Source organism: Yersinia sp. 2466 StPb PI (assembly GCF_041538325.1).
Lineage (GTDB): Bacteria > Pseudomonadota > Gammaproteobacteria > Enterobacterales > Enterobacteriaceae > Yersinia > Yersinia enterocolitica_E.
This window is the reverse complement of sequence record NZ_JAULSL010000001.1, coordinates 3,752,880-3,772,828: the sequence shown is the minus strand read 5'-3', so window position 1 is coordinate 3,772,828 and position 19,949 is coordinate 3,752,880. Positions and strand designations below refer to the sequence as shown.

The following is a 19,949-nucleotide window of genomic DNA, read 5'->3' as shown; positions in this document are numbered from 1 at the left end:
CATGCCTTCAATTCGACTGGCTGATTTAGCTCAGCAGTTGGATGCACAGGTGTACGGTGATGGCGATTTCGTCATCACCGGCATCGCTTCTATGCATTCCGCCGAGCCTTCGCAAATCACGTTTTTGTCAAATAGTCGCTATCAAGAACAACTCGCTACTTGTAATGCAGGTGCGGTGGTATTGACTGAGGCTGACTTACCTTTCTGTAAATCTGCAGCTCTAGTGGTTAAAAATCCGTATTTAACCTATGCACGTATGGCTCAGATAATGGATACCACACCTCAACCGGCCCAGGATATTGCACCGAGTGCAGTTATCGCTCCACTGGTAACGTTGGGAGAGACGGTTTCTATCGGTGCAAATGCAGTGATAGAGTCCGGTGTTGTGCTAGGCGATAATGTGGTTATCGGTGCTGGCTGCTTTATTGGCAAGAATACTCACATTGGTGCTGGTAGCCGTTTGTGGGCCAATGTTTCCGTTTATCATGAAGTTGTTATTGGGCAGAACTGCTTGATTCAATCCGGTACGGTCATTGGTGCAGATGGTTTTGGTTATGCAAATGATCGTGGTAATTGGATAAAAATTCCACAGCTCGGTTCAGTGCATATTGGTGACCGTGTTGAGATTGGCGCTTGTACCACGATTGACCGTGGTGCACTAGATAATACCATTATTGGTAATGGCGTCATCATTGATAACCAATGTCAGATTGCACATAACGTTGTGATTGGCGACAATACCGCGGTTGCGGGTGGTGTTATCATGGCAGGCAGTCTGAAAGTTGGCCGCTATTGTATGATAGGCGGCGCGAGTGTGATCAATGGTCATATGGAGATTTGTGACAAAGTCACCATCACCGGAATGGGAATGGTGATGCGCCCAATCACTGAACCTGGGTTATACTCCTCCGGCATTCCGTTACAACCAAATAAAGTTTGGCGCAAGACCGCTGCTTTAGTGATGAATATCGATGGAATTAATAAACGCTTAAAAGCTATTGAGCGTAAAATCGATAAAGAGTAGTCACTCAAGACTGATACTCTGAGTCAATAATTAAGCTTATTGGCAAGTGATGCCAAAAGTAGATACTTAAAGAAATTGGTGTCGCAGCCTGACAAAATAAATCAATCTTGATGAACTTATGTGTCAAGTGATTCAGGTAAATACGTGCAGTTACGCCGTTGTTGCGTCAAGTTCGAAGGGTATACAGAGTTCCTAATTTGCGGCCTGCCTAATGCCTCCCTTTTGGGGCAGTGCAGGCCGTGTTGTTGATAGCATTAGTTTTTTAGACAGGAAGAGTATTTTGACTACTGACACTCATACTCTGCATATTGAAGAGATTTTGGATCTACTCCCGCACCGTTTTCCGTTCTTGCTGGTAGATCGTGTCCTTGATTTCGAAGAAGGAAAATTTCTGCGTGCAGTGAAGAACGTCTCTTTCAACGAGCCATTTTTCCAAGGCCATTTCCCGGGTAAACCTATCTTCCCAGGCGTGCTGATTTTAGAGGCGATGGCGCAGGCGACCGGTATCTTGGCATTTAAAAGCCGCGGTAAACTTGAGCCGGGTGAACTTTATTATTTTGCTGGCATTGATGAAGCTCGCTTCAAACGTCCGGTAGTGCCTGGTGATCAAATGATCATGGAAGTTCAGTTCGTTAAAGAACGCCGTGGTCTGACCCGTTTTACTGGTGTTGCGAAAGTCGATGGTGAAATCGTCTGTACTGCCACGATGATGTGTGCTCGTAGCAGGCCAGTAACCCCACCAGCAGAAGCTGTTGTTGCAAAGTCTGTTGTTGTCGAACCCGCAGTTAAGGAGTCCTGATACGTGATTGACAAAACCGCCATTATCCATCCAAGTTCTATCGTCGAAGAAGGTGCCATTATTGGTGCCGGCGTTCGTATTGGCCCCTTCTGCTTTGTCGGATCTCAGGTGGAAATTGGCGCTGGCACGGAACTGAAATCCCATGTCGTCGTTAATGGTGTAACCAAGATTGGCTGTGACAATCAGATTTACCAATTTGCCTCCATTGGTGAGGCGAATCAGGATCTGAAATATGCAGGCGAGCCTACTCGCGTTGAGATCGGTTCGCGTAACCGTATCCGTGAAAGCGTATCTATCCACCGTGGTACGGTCCAAGGTGGTGGATTAACTAAAGTAGGCAGCGACAATTTGCTGATGATTAATGCCCATATCGCCCATGACTGTATCATTGGTGATCGTTGCATTCTTGCGAACAATGCAACTTTGGGTGGTCATGTGGAAATTGACGATTTTGCCATCATTGGCGGAATGACGGCTATCCATCAATTCTGCGTGATTGGTGCGCATGTGATGGTGGGCGGTTGTTCAGGCGTTGCTCAGGATGTGCCTCCTTATGTCATTGCTCAGGGCAACCATGCAACACCATTTGGTATCAATATTGAAGGGTTAAAACGTCGCGGTTTTGACAAAGAATCACTTCATGCGATCCGTAATGCTTACAAGTTGTTGTACCGCAGTGGTCGGACGCTGGATGAAGTGAAACCAGAAATTGCCGAATTGGCGGAGCAGGTTCCGGCGGTTAAGGCATTCAGTGATTTCTTTGCGCGCTCTACTCGCGGCATTATTCGCTAACTTATGCAAAATAGCCCATTAGCTGTTGATTGTCCGTCGAATACCGGGCGTCCTTTAACTATCGGTTTAGTCGCCGGAGAAACTTCTGGCGACATCTTAGGCGCTGGGTTGATTCGTGCGCTGAAAGCTCAGGTTCCCGATGCCCGCTTTGTTGGTGTTGCTGGGCCGTTGATGCAAGCTGAGGGATGTGAAGCCTGGTATGAGATGGAAGAGTTGGCAGTGATGGGCGTTGTTGAAGTATTAGAACGCTTGCCACGGTTACTCAAGATCCGCAAAGATCTGACCCAACGCTTTAGTGAACTCTCCCCAGATGTTTTCGTGGGTATCGATGCGCCTGATTTCAATATCACCCTCGAAGGGCGTTTGAAACAGCGTGGCATCCGAACCATTCATTATGTCAGCCCCTCTGTTTGGGCCTGGCGACAAAAACGCGTTTTCAAAATTGGTAAAGCGACCGATATGGTGTTGGCTTTTCTTCCTTTTGAAAAAGCGTTTTACGATCGTTTCAATGTTCCATGTCGCTTTATTGGTCATACCATGGCTGATGCCATGCCTTTAATCCCTGATAAGCAAGCGGCAAGAACAGAATTGGGGATTGCGTTACATGCGCCATGTCTGGCCCTGTTGCCGGGTAGTCGCCATTCAGAAGTGGAAATGCTCAGTGCCGATTTTCTGCGTACTGCTGCCATCTTGAGGCAACAGCTGCCTGAGCTGGAAGTGCTGGTTCCATTGGTTAACAGCAAGCGTCGTGAGCAGTTCGAACGAATTAAAGCTGAAATTGCCCCTGACTTATCCGTCCATTTATTAGATGGCAATGCCCGGGTGGCGATGATTGCCAGTGATGCTACCTTGCTCGCCTCGGGCACTGCGGCGTTGGAATGCATGTTGGCTAAATGCCCCATGGTGGTAGGTTATCGTATGAAACCCTTCACTTTCTGGTTAGCAGAACGATTAGTTAAAACACCTTATGTCTCATTACCGAATCTGTTGGCAGGCGAAGAGCTGGTGACAGAATTGTTGCAGCAAGAGTGCCAACCACAAACATTAGCCGATGCATTGTTACCGCTATTACAAGGTGGTGATGCAGTTGAGGCGTTAAAAGAACGTTTCCTGATTTTGCATCAGAGCATCCGTTGTGGCGCGGATGAACAGGCAGCACAGGCGGTATTGGAGTTAGCAGGTCGATGACAGATATTTTTATATACCCGCAGGCGAATTTTATTGCCGGTGTGGATGAAGTTGGCCGTGGCCCATTAGTGGGGGCTGTTGTCACTGCGGCGGTTATTCTCGATCCGACACGGCCAATTGTCGGTTTGGCAGACTCGAAAAAACTGAGTGAGAAGCGGCGTCTATCACTTTATGACGAAATTACGGATAAGGCCCTGTCCTGGAGCCTTGGTCGCGCTGAGCCAGAAGAGATTGATCACCTAAATATATTGCATGCAACAATGCTGGCAATGCAAAGAGCGGTAGCAGGATTACATATCACACCCGATTATGTGTTGATTGATGGTAATCGCTGTCCAAAACTGGCGATGCCGTCATTAGCCGTTGTAAAAGGGGACAGCCGAGTTGCAGAGATCAGTGCCGCCTCTATTCTGGCTAAAGTGACCCGTGATCGTGAAATGACTGAACTGGATCTCATTTTCCCCGAGTATGGTTTTGCGCAGCACAAAGGCTACCCGACAGCATTCCACCTGGAGCGGCTGGCAGCACTAGGCGCAACTGAGCACCATCGGCGCAGCTTTGGCCCGGTTAAGCGCGTGCTAGGGCTGATATAAGCCGGTATTGTCGCTGAAAGACACTCATAGTTATGATGCCCTCAGACACTCTGTTCTGCGGGTGTGATTCAATCCACTAATTTCTGGTATCTGGATATGGCCGAACCTCGTTTTGTCCACCTGCGTGTTCACAGCGATTACTCCATGATCGATGGATTAGCCAAGATTGGACCCTTGGTGAAGAGAGCTGCTGCATTAGGTATGCCCGCTCTGGCCATTACTGACTTCACTAACCTTTGTGGTTTGGTGAAATTCTACGGTAGCGCCCACGGTGCTGGGATTAAACCCATCATTGGCGCAGATTTCTACGTGCAAAGTGAAATCTTGGGTGATGAGTTGGCTCACCTTACTGTGTTGGCACGCAATAATGAAGGTTATCAAAACCTTACCTTATTGATCTCCGAAGCTTATCAACGTGGTTATGGCGCAGCTGGTCCGATAATTGATCGCGATTGGCTGATCAAGCATAAAGAGGGGCTGATTCTGCTATCCGGTGGCCGGATGGGGGATGTCGGCAAGTTTATGCTGCGCGGTAATCAGACTCAGGTTGATCAGTGTCTTGAGTTTTATCAAGAGCATTTCCCTGACAGTTACTATTTGGAGCTAATCCGTACCGGTCGGCCAGACGAAGAGAACTATCTTCATGCGGCAGTCGCGCTAGCGACTGAGCGCGGCCTGCCAGTTGTTGCGACCAATGATGTGCGTTTTATCGTTGAGTCTGACTTTGACGCCCATGAGATCCGCGTTGCTATTCATGACGGTTTTACATTGGTTGATCCTAAGCGGCCTAAAAATTATAGTCCTCAGCAGTTTATGCGCGATGAAGAACAGATGTGTGAGCTGTTCGCGGATATTCCTGAAGCGCTGCTCAACAGTGTTGAAATAGCCAAACGTTGTAACGTCACCATCCGCCTTGGGGAATACTTTCTACCGCAGTTCCCTACCGGTGAGATGAGCACGGAAGATTTTTTGGTAGAAAAATCAAAGCAAGGTTTGGAAGAACGGTTGGAATTCCTCTTCCCCGACTCGCAAGTGCGGGCGCAAAAACGGCCAGAGTATGACGAGCGGCTCGATATTGAGCTAAAAGTTATCAACCAGATGGGATTCCCTGGTTACTTCTTGATAGTAATGGAATTTATCCAGTGGTCTAAAGATAATGGTGTTCCGGTAGGGCCAGGGCGAGGCTCAGGTGCAGGCTCTCTGGTGGCATATGCGCTCAAGATTACCGATCTGGATCCGCTGGAATTTGACCTGCTGTTCGAACGTTTTCTCAACCCTGAACGTGTATCAATGCCCGACTTCGACGTTGACTTCTGTATGGAGAAACGTGATCTGGTGATTGAACATGTGGCCGAAATGTATGGACGCGATGCAGTTTCTCAGATTATTACCTTCGGTACGATGGCTGCCAAAGCGGTTATCCGCGATGTGGGTCGCGTGCTGGGCCACCCTTATGGTTTTGTCGATCGTATCTCAAAATTGGTGCCACCAGATCCTGGAATGACGCTGGAAAAAGCCTTTGCCGCTGAACCGCAACTTCCTGAAATTTATGAAGCCGATGAAGAGGTTAGGGCGCTGATTGATATGGCGCGTAAGCTGGAGGGGGTAACACGTAACGCTGGGAAACACGCCGGTGGGGTGGTTATTGCTCCGACCAAAATTACTGATTTTGCACCGCTATATTGTGATGCGGAAGGCAAAAACCCGGTTACTCAGTTCGATAAAAATGATGTGGAATATGCCGGTCTGGTGAAGTTCGACTTCCTCGGTTTGCGTACGCTAACTATCATTAATTGGGCGCTGGAGATGATCAATGCCAAGCGCGCCAAAACTGGGCTAGAACCGATAGATATCGCCTCTATTCCGCTGGAAGATAAGCAAAGCTTCGATATGCTGCAACGTTCGGAAACGACAGCAGTATTCCAGCTTGAATCCCGAGGTATGAAGGATCTTATCAAGCGGCTGAAGCCAGACTGCTTCGAGGATATGATAGCTCTGGTGGCATTATTCCGCCCCGGTCCGCTGCAATCAGGGATGGTAGATAACTTTATTGACCGTAAACATGGTCGTGAAGCACTGTCCTATCCTGATATCGAATGGCAACATGAATCCCTGAAGCCTGTACTGGAGCCGACCTATGGCATCATCCTGTATCAGGAACAGGTTATGCAGATTGCGCAGGTTCTGTCTGGTTACTCCCTTGGCGGCGCGGATATGTTGCGTCGAGCTATGGGTAAGAAAAACCCAGCAGAGATGGCAAAACAGCGTTCGGTATTCGAAGATGGGGCCAAAAGTCAGGGCGTTGACGGTGAATTGGCGATAAAAATCTTTGACTTGGTAGAGAAGTTTGCCGGTTATGGTTTTAACAAATCTCACTCCGCTGCTTATGCTTTGGTGTCCTACCAGACGTTGTGGTTAAAAGCACATTATCCGGCTGAATTTATGGCTGCGGTAATGACCGCCGATATGGATAACACCGATAAAGTCGTTGGCCTGGTTGATGAATGTTGGCGTATGGGGCTGAAGATTCTGCCACCAGAAATTAACAGTGGCCTGTATCACTTCCATGTAAATGATGAGGGTGAAATTGTTTACGGGATTGGTGCTATCAAGGGGGTTGGTGAGGCGCCGATCGACGCGATACTGGAGGCGCGTAAAGAGGGCGGTCACTTCAAAGATTTGTTTGATTTATGTGCCCGCGTCGATACGAAAAAGCTGAATCGGCGGATATTAGAAAAGTTAATCATGTCCGGTGCTTTTGACCGTTTGGGGCCGCACCGTGCCGCATTAATGAGCTCCTTAGGCGAAGCGTTAAAAGCCGCAGACCAACATGCGAAAGCAGAGGCCATTGGTCAGGCCGATATGTTTGGCGTATTGGCTGATGCACCTGAGCAGGTTGAGCAATCTTATGCTAATGTGCCGCGGTGGCAGGAACAAATTGTTTTAGACGGTGAGCGGGAAACGCTGGGGTTATACCTAACCGGCCACCCGATTACTCAATATCTAAAGGAAATCGAACGTTATGCTGGCGGGCTGCGTTTGAAAGATATGCATCCGACGGATCGGGGCAAAATGACCACTGCGGTAGGGCTGGTAATCGCTGCAAGGGTTATGGTAACAAAACGCGGGAATCGCATTGGTATTTGTACTTTGGATGACCGCTCCGGGCGTCTGGAGGTGATGCTATTCACCGATGCATTGGAAAAATATCAGCATTTATTGGAAAAAGACCGTATCCTGATAGCCACTGGACAGGTCAGCTTTGATGACTTTAGTGGTGGACTTAAAATGACCGCCCGTGAGTTAATGGACATCAGTGAAGCTCGTGAAAAATATGCCCGTGGGCTTGCTATATCGCTGACCGACAGGCAAATTGATGACCAGCTTTTGAACCGTCTCCGTCAGTCGTTGGAACCCCATCGAGCGGGGACGATCCCAGTGCATCTTTATTACCAACGGGAAGATGCTCGCGCCCGGCTGCGGTTTGGAGCCACATGGCGCGTGACGCCCACCGATCGCTTATTGATAGATTTGCGAACGCTGATAGGTAATGAGCAGGTGGAACTGGAATTTGACTAAAATAGGAATGCTATGAGTCTGAATTTTCTTGATTTTGAACAGCCGATTGCAGAGCTGGAAGCGAAAATTGACTCGCTGACTGCAGTCAGCCGTCAAGACGAAAAATTAGATATTAATCTGGATGAAGAGGTCCAGCGTCTGCGTGAGAAAAGTGTTGAGCTGACGCGGAAAATTTTCTCGGACCTCGGCGCATGGCAGATTGCCCAACTGGCACGCCACCCTCGTCGTCCTTATACCCTGGATTATATCGCTAATATCTTTACTGATTTCGAAGAACTGGCGGGTGATCGCGCTTATGCCGACGACAAAGCTATTGTCGGTGGTATTGCTCGTCTGGATGGTCGCCCGGTGATGATCATTGGTCATCAAAAAGGCCGTGAAACCAAAGAAAAAATTCGCCGTAACTTTGGTATGCCAGCGCCTGAAGGTTATCGTAAGGCACTGCGTCTGATGGAGATGGCTGAGCGCTTTAAGCTGCCAATCATTACTTTCATTGATACACCGGGGGCATATCCTGGTGTTGGCGCAGAAGAGCGTGGTCAATCTGAAGCCATCGCACGTAACCTGCGTGAGATGTCACGCCTGAGTGTTCCTATCGTCTGTACCGTTATTGGTGAAGGTGGCTCAGGCGGCGCATTAGCCATTGGTGTTGGCGATAAAGTGAATATGCTGCAATACAGCACCTATTCCGTTATCTCCCCAGAGGGCTGTGCATCTATTCTGTGGAAAAGTGCTGATAAAGCACCGTTAGCCGCAGAGGCCATGGGTATTACGGCTCATCGTCTGAAAGAATTAAAGATGATTGACTCGGTTATCCCTGAACCTTTAGGCGGCGCACACCGTGATTACATCACTATTGCTGCTGCTTTGAAGGCGCAACTGTTGGCTGATCTTAGTGATCTGGATGTTTTGAATGACGAAGAATTATTGAATCGTCGTTATCAGCGTCTGATGAATTACGGTTATTGCTGATTAAGCATGCCCGATTTATTGGGCATCGCAGAGAAATATTGAAATCCGGCTCATATATTATGAGCCGGATTTTTTACTTATAGATTCTGAGTCATAATATCTAACCCCATAATAATTTTGGCAAAAATTTAATTTCATGTTGTTATAGGTAATTGGCGAACAATATGAGGATTCACCGATGAATATCATCGCAATCATGGGGCCGATGGGGGTTTACTACAAAGATGAACCTATTCGTGAGTTAAACGATGCCCTGCTGGCTAAAGGTTTTCAGTTGATCTACCCTCAGGATCGTGGTGATCTGCTTAAACTGATCGAGCATAATGCGCGGATTATTGGTGTGATTTTCGATTGGGACCAGCACAGTAATGAGCTTTGCACTGAAATTAATGATCTGAACGAATATCTCCCACTTTACGCATTTATCAATACGACCTCCTCATTGGATGTCAGTTTGAATGAAATGCGCATGGCTCTTTATTTCTTTGAATATACGTTAAATGCGGCAGATGATATTGCCCAGCATATTGAACAATATACCGCTGAGTATATGGATAGCATCACTCCGCCGCTAACCAAGGCGTTATTTAATTACGTCAAAGAAGGGAAATATACCTTCTGTACGCCGGGGCATATGGCGGGGATGGCATTTCAAAAAAGCCCGGTAGGCAGCTTATTCTATGATTTCTTTGGTGCTAACACCCTCAAGGCTGATGTGTCGATTTCAGTGACTGAACTCGGATCACTATTAGACCACAGTGGCCCGCATCTGGAAGCCGAAGAGTATATTGCCCGTACTTTCAATGCTGAGCAGAGTTATATGGTGACGAACGGGACATCAACGGCAAATAAAATCATTGGCATGTATTCGTCCCCTTCGGGCAGTACGGTATTGATTGACCGTAATTGTCATAAGTCTCTGACACATCTTTTGATGATGACCAATATCATTCCGCTATATTTGCGCCCGGCCCGTAATGCTTACGGTATTTTGGGCGGCATCCCGCAGCACGAATTTACGCGCGAATCTATTACTGAGAAAATTGCACAAACCAAGAATGCCAGCTGGCCAGTGCATGCGGTGATAACGAACTCAACCTATGATGGGCTGCTCTATAATACTGATTATATTAAGCAGACACTGGACGTCCCTTCAATTCACTTTGATTCCGCCTGGGTGCCTTATACCAATTTCCATGAGATTTATGAAGGGAAAAGTGGCATGAGCGGGGAACGGATTGCGGGTAAAGTTTTCTATGAAACGCAATCGACACATAAATTGTTGGCCGCATTCTCTCAAGCTTCGATGATTCATATTAAAGGTGATTACAATGAAGGCACTTTTAACGAAGCTTATATGATGCATACCACCACCTCTCCGAATTACGGCATTGTGGCATCAATGGAAACTGCCGCAGCAATGATGCGTGGTAAACCGGGCAGGCGCATGATTATGCGCTCCATTGAGCGTGCGATGCATTTTCGCAAAGAAGTTCGCCGTTTACGTTCACAAAGTGACAACTGGTTCTTTGATGTCTGGCAGCCAGAAGATATTGACGAAATAGCCTGTTGGCCGTTGCAACCGGGGCAAAAGTGGCATGGCTTTAGTAATGCGGATGCAGACCATATGTATCTGGATCCGATCAAAGTGACCATCCTGACGCCGGGTATGAGCAGTGAGGGGGAACTTGAAGACGAAGGGATCCCTGCGGCATTAGTCGCTAAATTTCTCGATGAACGCGGCATTGTGGTAGAGAAAACCGGGCCATATAATTTACTGTTCCTGTTCAGTATTGGCATTGATAAAACCAAGGCGATGAGCTTATTACGCGGCCTCACTGAATTTAAACGCGCTTATGATCTTAACTTGCGGGTTAAAAATATGCTGCCGGATCTGTTTGCTGAAGATCCCGATTTTTACCGCCATATGCGCATTCAGGAGTTGGCCGCCGGTATCCACCAATTGATCCGTAAACACGACTTGCCCCGTTTAATGCGCCAGTCTTTTGATGTACTGCCAAAGATGAAACTCACGCCGTATGACATGTTCCAACAGCAGATTCGCGGTAATATAGCGGCCTGCGAAATGCGTGATTTGATAGGCAAAGTCGTGGCCAACATGATCCTGCCTTACCCACCGGGGGTACCGTTGGTTATGCCAGGTGAAATGATCAGTGAAGAGAGCCGCGCAGTCTTGGACTTCCTGCTGATGCTGTGTGCAATTGGCGCGCATTATCCTGGGTTTGAAACCGACATTCACGGAGCTAAACGTGATGATGATGGTCGCTATTGGGTCAATGTGCTGAAGACAAATGATTAAACTGGAGTAATACATGTTAGCAATACGTCAGATACATCATATTGCAATCATTGGCTCAGATTATCAGGTCAGTAAAAAATTCTACTGTGAGGTGCTGGGGTTCAGCTTGATAAGCGAGGTCTATCGTGAAGAACGCGACTCATGGAAAGCTGATTTAGCCTTAAATGGGCAATATACTATCGAGTTGTTTTCTTTTCCCTCCCCGTCAACACGACCTAGCCGCCCAGAGGCTTGTGGTTTACGTCACCTGGCTTTTCAGGTTGATAATATTGAGCAGGCAGTCAGTGAACTGGGGGCTACCGGTGTGATTTGCGAAGCGGTTCGCATTGATCCCTATACCCAATCACGTTTTACTTTCTTTACTGATCCAGATGGTTTACCTCTGGAGCTATACGAAATAACGCTGGAATGACATGAACTCAGCCACCTTTATGCCTAATGTGTTACTCAATCCTTTGTTCGCACAATTGGGTGATCATCGCCATGTGCTGGTGGGGTTCAGTGGTGGGTTGGATTCCAGTGTATTACTGCATTTATTGGTTAGCCTGCGCCAACAATTGCTCCCTGAGCTGAAAGTTCGTGCGATTCATATTCATCACGGATTAAACCCATTGGCAGACAGTTGGGTAAAACATTGCCAGCAGCAGTGTGATCAATGGGAAGTTCCACTTGAAGTAGTGCGAGTGAAGATTGATCCGCGACACAATGGAATAGAGGCTGCCGCCAGAACGGCTCGCTATCAGGCATTTTCCTCACATTTAGCTGCCAATGAAGTGCTACTTACGGCTCAACATCTGGATGACCAGTGTGAAACCTTCTTACTGGCACTTAAGCGGGGCAGTGGTCCGGCGGGGCTGTCCTCAATGGCAGGCAGAATGCCGTTTGCCCATAGCCAGTTGTTGCGGCCATTGTTGGCCTTTTCCCGCGCAACGCTTGAGAACTATGCTCAAGCACAGCAACTACGGTGGATTGAAGATGACAGCAATCAGGACCATCGTTTCGATCGTAACTTCTTGCGATTAAGTGTGTTGCCTCTGCTTCATCAGCGCTGGCCGCATTTTGCTCAAGCGACGGCGCGCAGTGCAAGTCTGTGCGCTGCGCAGGAACAATTATTGGATGAGTTGTTGGCAGATAATCTGCAACAACTGCAAAGTCTGGATGGCGCGCTTTCTATTGAGGGGTTATTACTGGCCTCAGAAGCCAAACGGGGGGCGATATTACGCCGTTGGCTGGCTAGATGGGGGGCAGTGATGCCATCGCAAAACCAACTGCAACGTTTGTGGTTAGAAGTTGCTATGGCAAGGCAAGATGCAGAGCCTCAGCTTACTTTGGGGGCACATCAGGTTCGCCGCTTCCGGCAATATTTATATCTATTGCCACCGCTGGCTGAAATAAATATACGGCATCTACCTTGGGCCAACATTGAGGCTGGGCCTAATCATGTCGCAATCCCCCCTGGCCCTTTGATTCTACCTGCCAATCTGGGGGTATTGAGTTTTATTACTGAAGGGGGGCAAGCGGTCAGGGCTGCGGCAACCGGCGAGGTAATCAGCATCCGTTTCGGTTTACAAGGTGATATCAAGATTGTCGGGCGGCATCATTCGCGCCATAGCAAAAAGATTTGGCAAGAGTTGGGGGTACCGCCGTGGCAACGGGAGCGTATTCCGCTACTCTACTTTGGCGAACAATTAATTGCTGCGGCTGGAGTGTTTGTGGCTCAGGCAGGCCAGGCAAAAGAAGGCGAACCTTGTTGGTACCTAAATTGGACCAACGCGGAATAATAAAATAACAACACGCAGAACAGTCTATTTTGAGGAGCAATGATGAAATTAGTCGTCAGTATAATGATGTTATGGGGATTGAGTAGTTTCTCGGCGTTGGCAAAAAATGATATCGAAGCGGGGCGAGTTAAGTCTGCCAGTTGTGTGGCTTGTCATGGTGCACAAGGTAAGGTTTCGGTGCCGATGTATCCTAATCTGGCTGGGCAAAATGCCATGTATTTAGAACAATCATTAAAAGCGTATAAAAAAGGAGAGCGTACTGGTGGGCAAGCTGGAGTGATGCAGGCTTATGTTGTGCCTTTAACCGACGAGGATTTCTCTGATTTGGCGGCTTACTATGCCAGTTTAAAACCTTGATTCGGTTTGGTCTGCCCTGAATGCAAAACGGGCCACTCTTCAGCGGCCCGTCATCAATATAATGGGATGAAGCTATGATGCACTCACCACAACAGTCCCTATCTCGGGGTGACTGAAGCTGGCAATATAGTCCAGACGCAACTCGCGCATTGTTCCTTCTTGCTCGATAATCAGGTATTCGACCTTTTTTCTCAGCAGCAGATCGCTGGCTTTACCTTCTACGATCTCACCGCCTCTCAACTTCAACGTCAGTATCAGGTGATGTTGGCAGGCGAGCTCTAGATTATCGTAGTCATCACAATTGATGGGTTGATACTCTTCACTCATCGACATAATCGCTCACCAATAAGTTAGCGGCGGCAAAGGCCGCCTGTTCTCTAACGGAGGACGGTAGTGCGTCGTTAGCCGCAACTTCGTCCAATGCTTTCAATACACAGCGCAATGCGTCTGGTACGTAACCCAGATCGCCACTTCCAATTTGGGCATAAAAACGGCGTACTAATTCACAGTATTGCTGCACAGTAATCCTCCTGGAAAAGTTTAACCCAGTAGATTCTCAGCGGAAGCGACACACTGTCAACCTACGAAGATAAACTCTGAACTTATAAGGACTATAGCACAGGAGTGATAGAGATATTAGAGTGTGGCACAAGGTTTCTTTTTCGCATTGATGCCACTAATCGTTCTCTTTATGCAGGGTTGGCTGGCTGCTGGCAGACTGGATCAAGTACACTGTCTGCCAGATAATTAAGAGGTCACCCATGGCACTAAAAGCAACCATCCATAAAGCTGCTGTTAACATTGCGGATATGGATCGTAATTTTTTTCAGGATGTTAACCTGACTATCGCGCAGCACCCCTCCGAAACTGACCAACGTATGATGCTGAGGTTACTTGCATGGATCTGCCATGCTGATGAGCGTTTGCAGTTTACTAAAGGTCTGAGCGCTGACGATGAGCCGGAGATTTGGCGTCATAATGACCATAACGGTATTGAATTGTGGGTTGAGCTGGGGTTACCAGAGGAGAAACGTCTGCGTAAAGCCTGTAATCAGTCACAGCAAGTGGTGCTGTATGCCTACAGTGAACGCGCCGCCAAGGTGTGGTGGCCACAAGCCCGAGATAAGTTATCCGGGCACCGTAATTTGCGGGTGCGCTTCTTGGGTGATGAACAGATGGCCAAGTTGGCGGCACTTGCGAATCGTAATATGTCGTTACAGGCTACGTTGCAAGAGGGAACTATTTGGTTGTCGGATGCTCAGAATAATCTGGAAATTAGTTTTGATGAATGGCAAGGCGACGGGCAATAAGCGTGCTGATTATATCTAATTATGTCAGTCTACCTGACAGTGAGATTGAGCTGACGGCGATCCGGGCGCAGGGCGCGGGGGGACAGCACGTCAATAAAACCTCAACTGCCATTCATTTGCGCTTTGACATTAAGGCTTCAAGCCTGCCAGAGTACTATAAAGAAAGGTTATTATTGCTAAATAGCCATTTGATGACGGCAGAGGGTGTCGTTATCATCAAAGCGCAAGAATACCGCAGTCAAGATATGAACCGCGAAGCGGCATTGGCGCGGCTGGTGGCATTAATCCATCAGGCAATGGTGGTAGAAAAGGCTCGTCGGGCGACAAAACCGACCAAAGGCTCAAAAATAAGGCGAGTCGAGGGCAAAGTCCGCAAAGGTGCGACCAAAGCACTGCGCGGCAAAATACATCAGGAGTGATGCCATTATTTAGCCTGGGATTTATACATTGTGACTAATGTGGCTTCATTCCTTATATATCGGACACAGTATGGGAGAATAACTGTGAAAAAATTAACAATAACGCTATTTTTGGCAGTAGGTGCACTGTCATTATTAGGTTGCAACAATCGACATCAACCGGTTGAACAGGCTTTACAACCTATGCAGCAAAGCTATCAGGGCGTATTACCCTGCGCGGATTGCAGTGGTTTGGATACCTCACTGTTCCTTGATAGCGATGGGACTTTTATCCTGAAGGAAATTTATCGTGGCACTGCTCATGCTGGCGATAACAACGAGAGCGATCAAACCTTTGCTGAATACGGTCAGTGGGCGCGTACTGCTGATAAGTTGGTACTTACTAATGGGCAAGGGGAGAAACGCTACTTTCGGCCGGTAGGTAAAAATCTGGTGATGCTCGACCAACAAGGATTGGCGATTCAGTCAGCATTGAATTATCAGCTTACCCCGAGTGATCAGCCGTTACCCAAAACGCCGATGCCGTTGAGCGGTATGTATAAGTATTTTGCTGATGCTGCCGTATTTACCGATTGTGCTACCGGCCGAACCTTCCCAGTCGAGAATAATATTGCACTGGAAACCGGATATTTAAAAGCCCGTAAAAAGGTCGGTGAACCGGTATTTTTAACCCTTAATGGCCATTTTGATGTGCGGCCATCGATGGAAGAAGGGCAATCAGACAAAACGCTGATTCCGGCTGATAACATTAAGTTTAATGCCAGTAAGAGTTGCGGCAGTAAATAGAATCTATCCGTTGCTGCAATAAAAAGCCGCTGGTAGTGAGTTAACTATCCAGCGGCTCAGCGGTTTACTTAGGGTCAATTAGCGCTTGATTTGGCCCAGCAGGAACTCAATGATTTCGCTGGTTTTAATCATCTGCTTCTCACCAATACGGCGGTTTTTATATTCCACCTCTTCGCTGTCGAGATTGCGGTCACCAATCACGATATTGTGTGGCACGCCAATCAGCTCCATATCGGCAAACATCACGCCTGGGCGTTCTTTGCGGTCATCGAGAATCACGTCAATACCATGGGAACGCAGAGTGGCATACAGCTCTTCCGCCAACTCTTTCACGCGGAAAGATTTGTGCATATTCATTGGCAAAATGGCTACCTGGAACGGTGCAATCGCATCCGGCCAAATAATGCCACGGTCGTCATGATTCTGCTCAATGGCCGCTGCTACTACACGGGATACGCCAATACCGTAACAACCCATGGTCATCACTTGGTTACGGCCATCTTCGCCCTGAACCGTGGCTTTCATCGCTTCCGAGTATTTAGTGCCTAGCTGGAAGATATGACCGACTTCAATACCACGCTTGATAAGTAATGTGCCTTTGCCATCAGGGCTGATATCGCCTTCAACCACATTACGTAAATCGGCAATTTGTGGCAGCGGTAAGTCACGCTCCCAATTAATACCAAAGTAGTGTTTGCCGTCGATATTCGCGCCAGCACCAAAATCACTCATCGCTGCCACACTGCGGTCAATCACGATTGGCAACTGCAAATTAACCGGGCCTAATGACCCTGGACCTGCGCCAATCACTGCACGAATCTCTTCTTCGCTGGCAAAGGTCAGTGGTTTGGCGACTTGTAGCAGTTTCTCTGCTTTAATCTCATTGAGTTCATGATCACCGCGAACCAGCAACGCAACCAGCTTGTGACCACTCTCTTCGTGAGCATGCACTAATAAGGTTTTCACTGTTTTCACTATTGGAAGGTTGAACTGCTCGACCAATTCAGCGATGGTTTTTGCATTCGGGGTATCAATGATACGCAGCTCTTCCGTGGCGCTAGCCCGTGGTTCACCAGGAGCCACTGCTTCAGCAAACTCAATATTAGCGGCATAATCAGAACTGGTTGAGAACACAATGTCGTCTTCGCCACTCTCGGCCAGCACTTGGAATTCATGCGATGCACTGCCACCAATTGAACCGGTATCTGCCAGAACTGCACGGAAATTCAGATCCATACGAGAGAAAATCTTACTGTAGGCCGCATACATCGCGTCGTAAGTTTCCTGCAACGATTCCTGAGTGGTATGGAAAGAGTAAGCATCTTTCATCAGGAACTCGCGAGCACGCATCACGCCGAAACGTGGGCGAACTTCATCACGAAACTTGGTCTGGATTTGGAAAAAATTCAGCGGCAACTGTTTGTAAGAGTTGATCTCACCGCGAATCAGGTCAGTAATTACTTCTTCATGAGTTGGGCCGAGCACAAAAGGGCGTTCGCCGCGATCGACAAAACGCAATAGCTCAGGACCATACTGTTCCCAGCGACCACTCTCCTGCCACAAATCAGCCGGTTGTACGACGGGCATTGAAACCTCAATAGCACCGGCGTTATTCATTTCTTCGCGCACGATGTTTTCGACTTTCTTCAACACCCTAACTCCGGTCGGTAACCAGGTATAAAGACCTGATGCCAGTTTACGGATCATCCCGGCACGAAGCATCAGTTGGTGACTGATCACTTCAGCATCGGCAGGTGTCTCCTTTAGAGTGGAGAGCAGATATTGGCTAGTACGCATGATGTTTTGGTTCCATTAGCACTGCAACAAGTAGAGGCAGTCCAAAAAGTAAAAAGTGGTTTAGTTTACCAGCGAGTACGGGTTGTCAAAAGAGAACTGGCTGAAATTTAGCGTGGGTCGAGCGACAACACTTCTGTTTGCTGGCCCATAACCCGCCAACGCACATTAAATTCCAGCAACAGAACCGCGTATTCACGACTTTCATTATCGTCTTTACGGTAGGCTGGGCGGGGGTCTTGTGCCAAAACCTGGCTGATAAAACGCCGCAAATGTGGATAACGCGTCTGCTGCTGTACTAACTGTTGCTCAGCGGTGGCGGAGAAACACACCGGCATACCTGCATCTGGGGCTGTCTGCGCAAAACCAGCGCGCGCCAGTGGCTGGCTCTCTGCAAAAGGCAGATAGGGTTTAATGTCAATCACCGGGGTACCATCAACCAGATCCAGACTACCCAACTCCAGAATCACCTCTGCGCCCTGGCAACGTATCCCTTTCAGCTCAATCAACGACATGCCGATAGGATTTGGCCGGAAAGTGGAGCGAGTGGCAAATACGCCCATCCGTGTATTACCGCCTAAACGTGGCGGGCGAACCGTCGGACGCCAACCCCCCGCCATGGTTTGATGGAAAACGAACATCACCCATACATGACTGAAGTCAGATAACCCACGCACGGCTTCCGGCTGATTATAGGGAGCCACTAACTGTAACTCACCACCGCCATCTTCAATTAGACCGGGCTGTCTTGGCACCGCAAACTTTTCTTTATAGGGTGAGCGAATCACCCCGATCTGATTGAAGGAAAATACACTCATTTTGATGAAACGTTCAGTGCAGAACCTTGGCACACCGCTTGTTGATAGCAGCCAGGAACGCCACTTTGTATTTCACATCCGTGTAGCAGCACCGCATTGGCTTTCATATAAGAAGCACGGGTCTGCATTCTCTTACGGGCGGTGGCGATACTGGCTGGAGAGTCTTGAACGGTAGATTGGCAAGACTCACCGGATACTTCGCCTAAGTCGCGGAAAGGCTTGCCAACAAGTTCTTCAGCACTTTTATAAAGTTTTACCGGTGCCGGACGAGGGGCTGCCGTTGGGCTGGGTTTAGTCACCGGAGGTGGTTGCTTAACCGGACTTTCTGTGGTGGATGGCTTTGATTGAAGCATGGAGCATCCAGTTAGCGAAAGTGCTAACAGACACAGAGGTAACGCACGCATAGAGATTCCTCAGCCTTTTTTATTTAAGAGGCGCTATTGAAGCAATCTATGATGCAAATAACAAGACGGGCCATGGCCCGTCTTGCAATATATTTAGCAAACACTGATTTTAGCTAACGCCATATTCAGCAAAATAGCCAATTAACACTTACCAGCCTTTTACTGCACCACCGTTGAATGCTTTGTTTGCTGCATCGTAAACTTCATCAGACTGATATGCCTGAACGAATTTCTTCACGTTTTCCGCATCTTTATTGTCTTCGCGGGCTACGATCAGATTGACGTAAGGTGACTCTTTATCTTCCACGAATAAGCCATCTTTAGCAGGTGTTAAGCCAATCTGGCTGGCGTAGGTGGTATTGATAATCGCCAAGGCGATTTGTTGGTCATCCAAAGAACGTGGTAACTGAGGGGCTTCCAGTTCAACCAGTTTCAGGTTTTTAGGATTCTCAACCACATCCAACACGGTTGGCAGCAGACCAACGCCGTCTTTCAGTTTAATCAGCCCCACTTTTTGCAGCAGCAACAGAGAACGGCCCAGATTGGTCGGGTCATTTGGCAGTGCGACCTGAGAACCCGGTTGTAACTCTTCCAATGACTTGATTTTCTTAGAGTAACCAGCAATTGGATAAACGAATGAGTTACCCACAGACACTAACTTGTAGCCACGATCTTTAATTTGCTGATCCAGATAAGGCTTGTGCTGGAAGGCATTCAGGTCAATATCACCTTTGCTCAATGCTTCGTTTGGCAATACATAGTCGTTAAAGGTAACCAGTTCAACATCCAGACCATATTTATCTTTTGCCACTTTTTGAGCAACTTCAGCAACTTGTTGCTCGGCACCCACAATGACACCAACTTTAATGTGGTTTGGATCTTTCTCTGCCGGGCCGCAACCCACCAGAGCTAAGGTACCAATCAGTGCACTGACTGCCGCGATAGATTTGAATTTTAAAGACATATCCCTTCCTCTATAGACATTCGTTAAGATGCGCCGCTGTGTGAGGCAG

The 19,949-nt window shown here is 48.0% G+C and carries 20 protein-coding genes; 14 read left to right on the top strand and 6 right to left on the bottom strand.

Annotated features, from left to right (window positions below):
- The first annotated feature begins 1 nt into the window (after position 1).
- The 11 genes from lpxD (at position 2) to Q2T72_RS17115 (ending at position 13,405) form a co-directional block, all read left to right on the top strand.
- Positions 2 to 1,024: a UDP-3-O-(3-hydroxymyristoyl)glucosamine N-acyltransferase gene (lpxD, locus tag Q2T72_RS17165; protein ID WP_372569534.1), complete on the top strand. Its 1,023-nt coding sequence runs from the start codon at positions 2 to 4 to the stop codon at positions 1,022 to 1,024.
- A 280-nt stretch (positions 1,025 to 1,304) separates the two neighbouring features.
- Positions 1,305 to 1,823 (top strand): 3-hydroxyacyl-ACP dehydratase FabZ, encoded by a 519-nt coding sequence (gene fabZ, locus Q2T72_RS17160; protein WP_083164110.1) that lies wholly within the window; start codon positions 1,305 to 1,307, stop codon positions 1,821 to 1,823.
- A 3-nt stretch (positions 1,824 to 1,826) separates the two neighbouring features.
- Entirely contained in the window at positions 1,827 to 2,615 is a 789-nt protein-coding gene (lpxA, locus tag Q2T72_RS17155; protein WP_083162935.1) for an acyl-ACP--UDP-N-acetylglucosamine O-acyltransferase, read from the top strand.
- A 3-nt stretch (positions 2,616 to 2,618) separates the two neighbouring features.
- Complete coding sequence (gene lpxB / locus Q2T72_RS17150) at positions 2,619 to 3,803, top strand: lipid-A-disaccharide synthase (protein ID WP_083162937.1); 1,185 nt, start codon at positions 2,619 to 2,621, stop codon at positions 3,801 to 3,803.
- Positions 3,800 to 4,396, top strand: a complete 597-nt coding sequence (gene rnhB / locus Q2T72_RS17145; protein WP_083162939.1) for a ribonuclease HII — start codon at positions 3,800 to 3,802, stop codon at positions 4,394 to 4,396. Before lpxB ends, rnhB begins: the two co-directional genes overlap by 4 nt.
- Before the next feature lie 96 nt (positions 4,397 to 4,492).
- Positions 4,493 to 7,975, top strand: a complete 3,483-nt coding sequence (gene dnaE / locus Q2T72_RS17140) for a DNA polymerase III subunit alpha (protein WP_372569533.1) — start codon at positions 4,493 to 4,495, stop codon at positions 7,973 to 7,975.
- A 12-nt stretch (positions 7,976 to 7,987) separates the two neighbouring features.
- A complete protein-coding gene (gene accA / locus Q2T72_RS17135) occupies positions 7,988 to 8,947 on the top strand; it encodes an acetyl-CoA carboxylase carboxyl transferase subunit alpha (protein ID WP_083162942.1) in 960 nt (319 codons plus the stop codon).
- Positions 8,948 to 9,125: 178 nt separating this feature from the next.
- Positions 9,126 to 11,267 (top strand): lysine decarboxylase LdcC, encoded by a 2,142-nt coding sequence (locus tag Q2T72_RS17130; protein WP_372569532.1) that lies wholly within the window; start codon positions 9,126 to 9,128, stop codon positions 11,265 to 11,267.
- A gap of 13 nt (positions 11,268 to 11,280) precedes the next feature.
- A complete protein-coding gene (locus Q2T72_RS17125; RefSeq protein WP_083162947.1) occupies positions 11,281 to 11,679 on the top strand; it encodes a VOC family protein in 399 nt (132 codons plus the stop codon).
- Between the two features lies 1 nt (position 11,680).
- Positions 11,681 to 13,048, top strand: a complete 1,368-nt coding sequence (tilS, locus tag Q2T72_RS17120; protein WP_372569531.1) for a tRNA lysidine(34) synthetase TilS — start codon at positions 11,681 to 11,683, stop codon at positions 13,046 to 13,048.
- A gap of 39 nt (positions 13,049 to 13,087) precedes the next feature.
- A complete protein-coding gene (locus Q2T72_RS17115; RefSeq protein WP_083162952.1) occupies positions 13,088 to 13,405 on the top strand; it encodes a cytochrome c in 318 nt (105 codons plus the stop codon).
- Between the two features lie 72 nt (positions 13,406 to 13,477).
- On the opposite strand, the gene rof is transcribed toward Q2T72_RS17115, so the two are convergent.
- Entirely contained in the window at positions 13,478 to 13,738 is a 261-nt protein-coding gene (gene rof, locus Q2T72_RS17110) for a Rho-binding antiterminator (protein ID WP_083162954.1), read from the bottom strand.
- Positions 13,725 to 13,925, bottom strand: a complete 201-nt coding sequence (locus Q2T72_RS17105) for a YaeP family protein (RefSeq protein ID WP_005185672.1) — start codon at positions 13,923 to 13,925, stop codon at positions 13,725 to 13,727. Before Q2T72_RS17105 ends, rof begins: the two co-directional genes overlap by 14 nt.
- Before the next feature lie 241 nt (positions 13,926 to 14,166).
- On the opposite strand from Q2T72_RS17105, the gene Q2T72_RS17100 reads away from it, so the two are divergent.
- The 3 genes from Q2T72_RS17100 (at position 14,167) to nlpE (ending at position 15,920) form a co-directional block, all read left to right on the top strand.
- On the top strand, positions 14,167 to 14,715 hold the full coding sequence (locus Q2T72_RS17100; protein WP_083162956.1) for a YaeQ family protein: 549 nt from the start codon (positions 14,167 to 14,169) through the stop codon (positions 14,713 to 14,715).
- 2 nt (positions 14,716 to 14,717) lie between these two features.
- Entirely contained in the window at positions 14,718 to 15,134 is a 417-nt protein-coding gene (gene arfB, locus Q2T72_RS17095) for an alternative ribosome rescue aminoacyl-tRNA hydrolase ArfB (RefSeq protein WP_083162958.1), read from the top strand.
- Between the two features lie 84 nt (positions 15,135 to 15,218).
- On the top strand, positions 15,219 to 15,920 hold the full coding sequence (gene nlpE, locus Q2T72_RS17090; RefSeq protein ID WP_193784790.1) for an envelope stress response activation lipoprotein NlpE: 702 nt from the start codon (positions 15,219 to 15,221) through the stop codon (positions 15,918 to 15,920).
- A 78-nt stretch (positions 15,921 to 15,998) separates the two neighbouring features.
- Here nlpE and proS read toward each other — a convergent pair whose 3' ends face one another.
- The 4 genes from proS to Q2T72_RS17070 all read right to left on the bottom strand — a co-directional run bounded on the left by proS (position 15,999) and on the right by Q2T72_RS17070 (position 19,900).
- Positions 15,999 to 17,717, bottom strand: coding sequence for a proline--tRNA ligase (gene proS / locus Q2T72_RS17085; protein WP_372569530.1), 1,719 nt, complete (start codon positions 17,715 to 17,717; stop codon positions 15,999 to 16,001).
- 107 nt (positions 17,718 to 17,824) lie between these two features.
- Positions 17,825 to 18,532: a tRNA (N6-threonylcarbamoyladenosine(37)-N6)-methyltransferase TrmO gene (gene tsaA, locus Q2T72_RS17080; RefSeq protein ID WP_083162964.1), complete on the bottom strand. Its 708-nt coding sequence runs from the start codon at positions 18,530 to 18,532 to the stop codon at positions 17,825 to 17,827.
- Positions 18,529 to 18,936 carry an Rcs stress response system protein RcsF gene (gene rcsF / locus Q2T72_RS17075; protein ID WP_083162966.1) on the bottom strand — a complete coding sequence of 136 codons (408 nt, stop codon included), beginning with the start codon at positions 18,934 to 18,936 and terminating at the stop codon, positions 18,529 to 18,531. Before rcsF ends, tsaA begins: the two co-directional genes overlap by 4 nt.
- 148 nt (positions 18,937 to 19,084) lie before the next feature.
- Entirely contained in the window at positions 19,085 to 19,900 is an 816-nt protein-coding gene (locus Q2T72_RS17070) for a MetQ/NlpA family lipoprotein (protein WP_042569242.1), read from the bottom strand.
- Between the last annotated feature and the right edge of the window lie 49 nt (positions 19,901 to 19,949).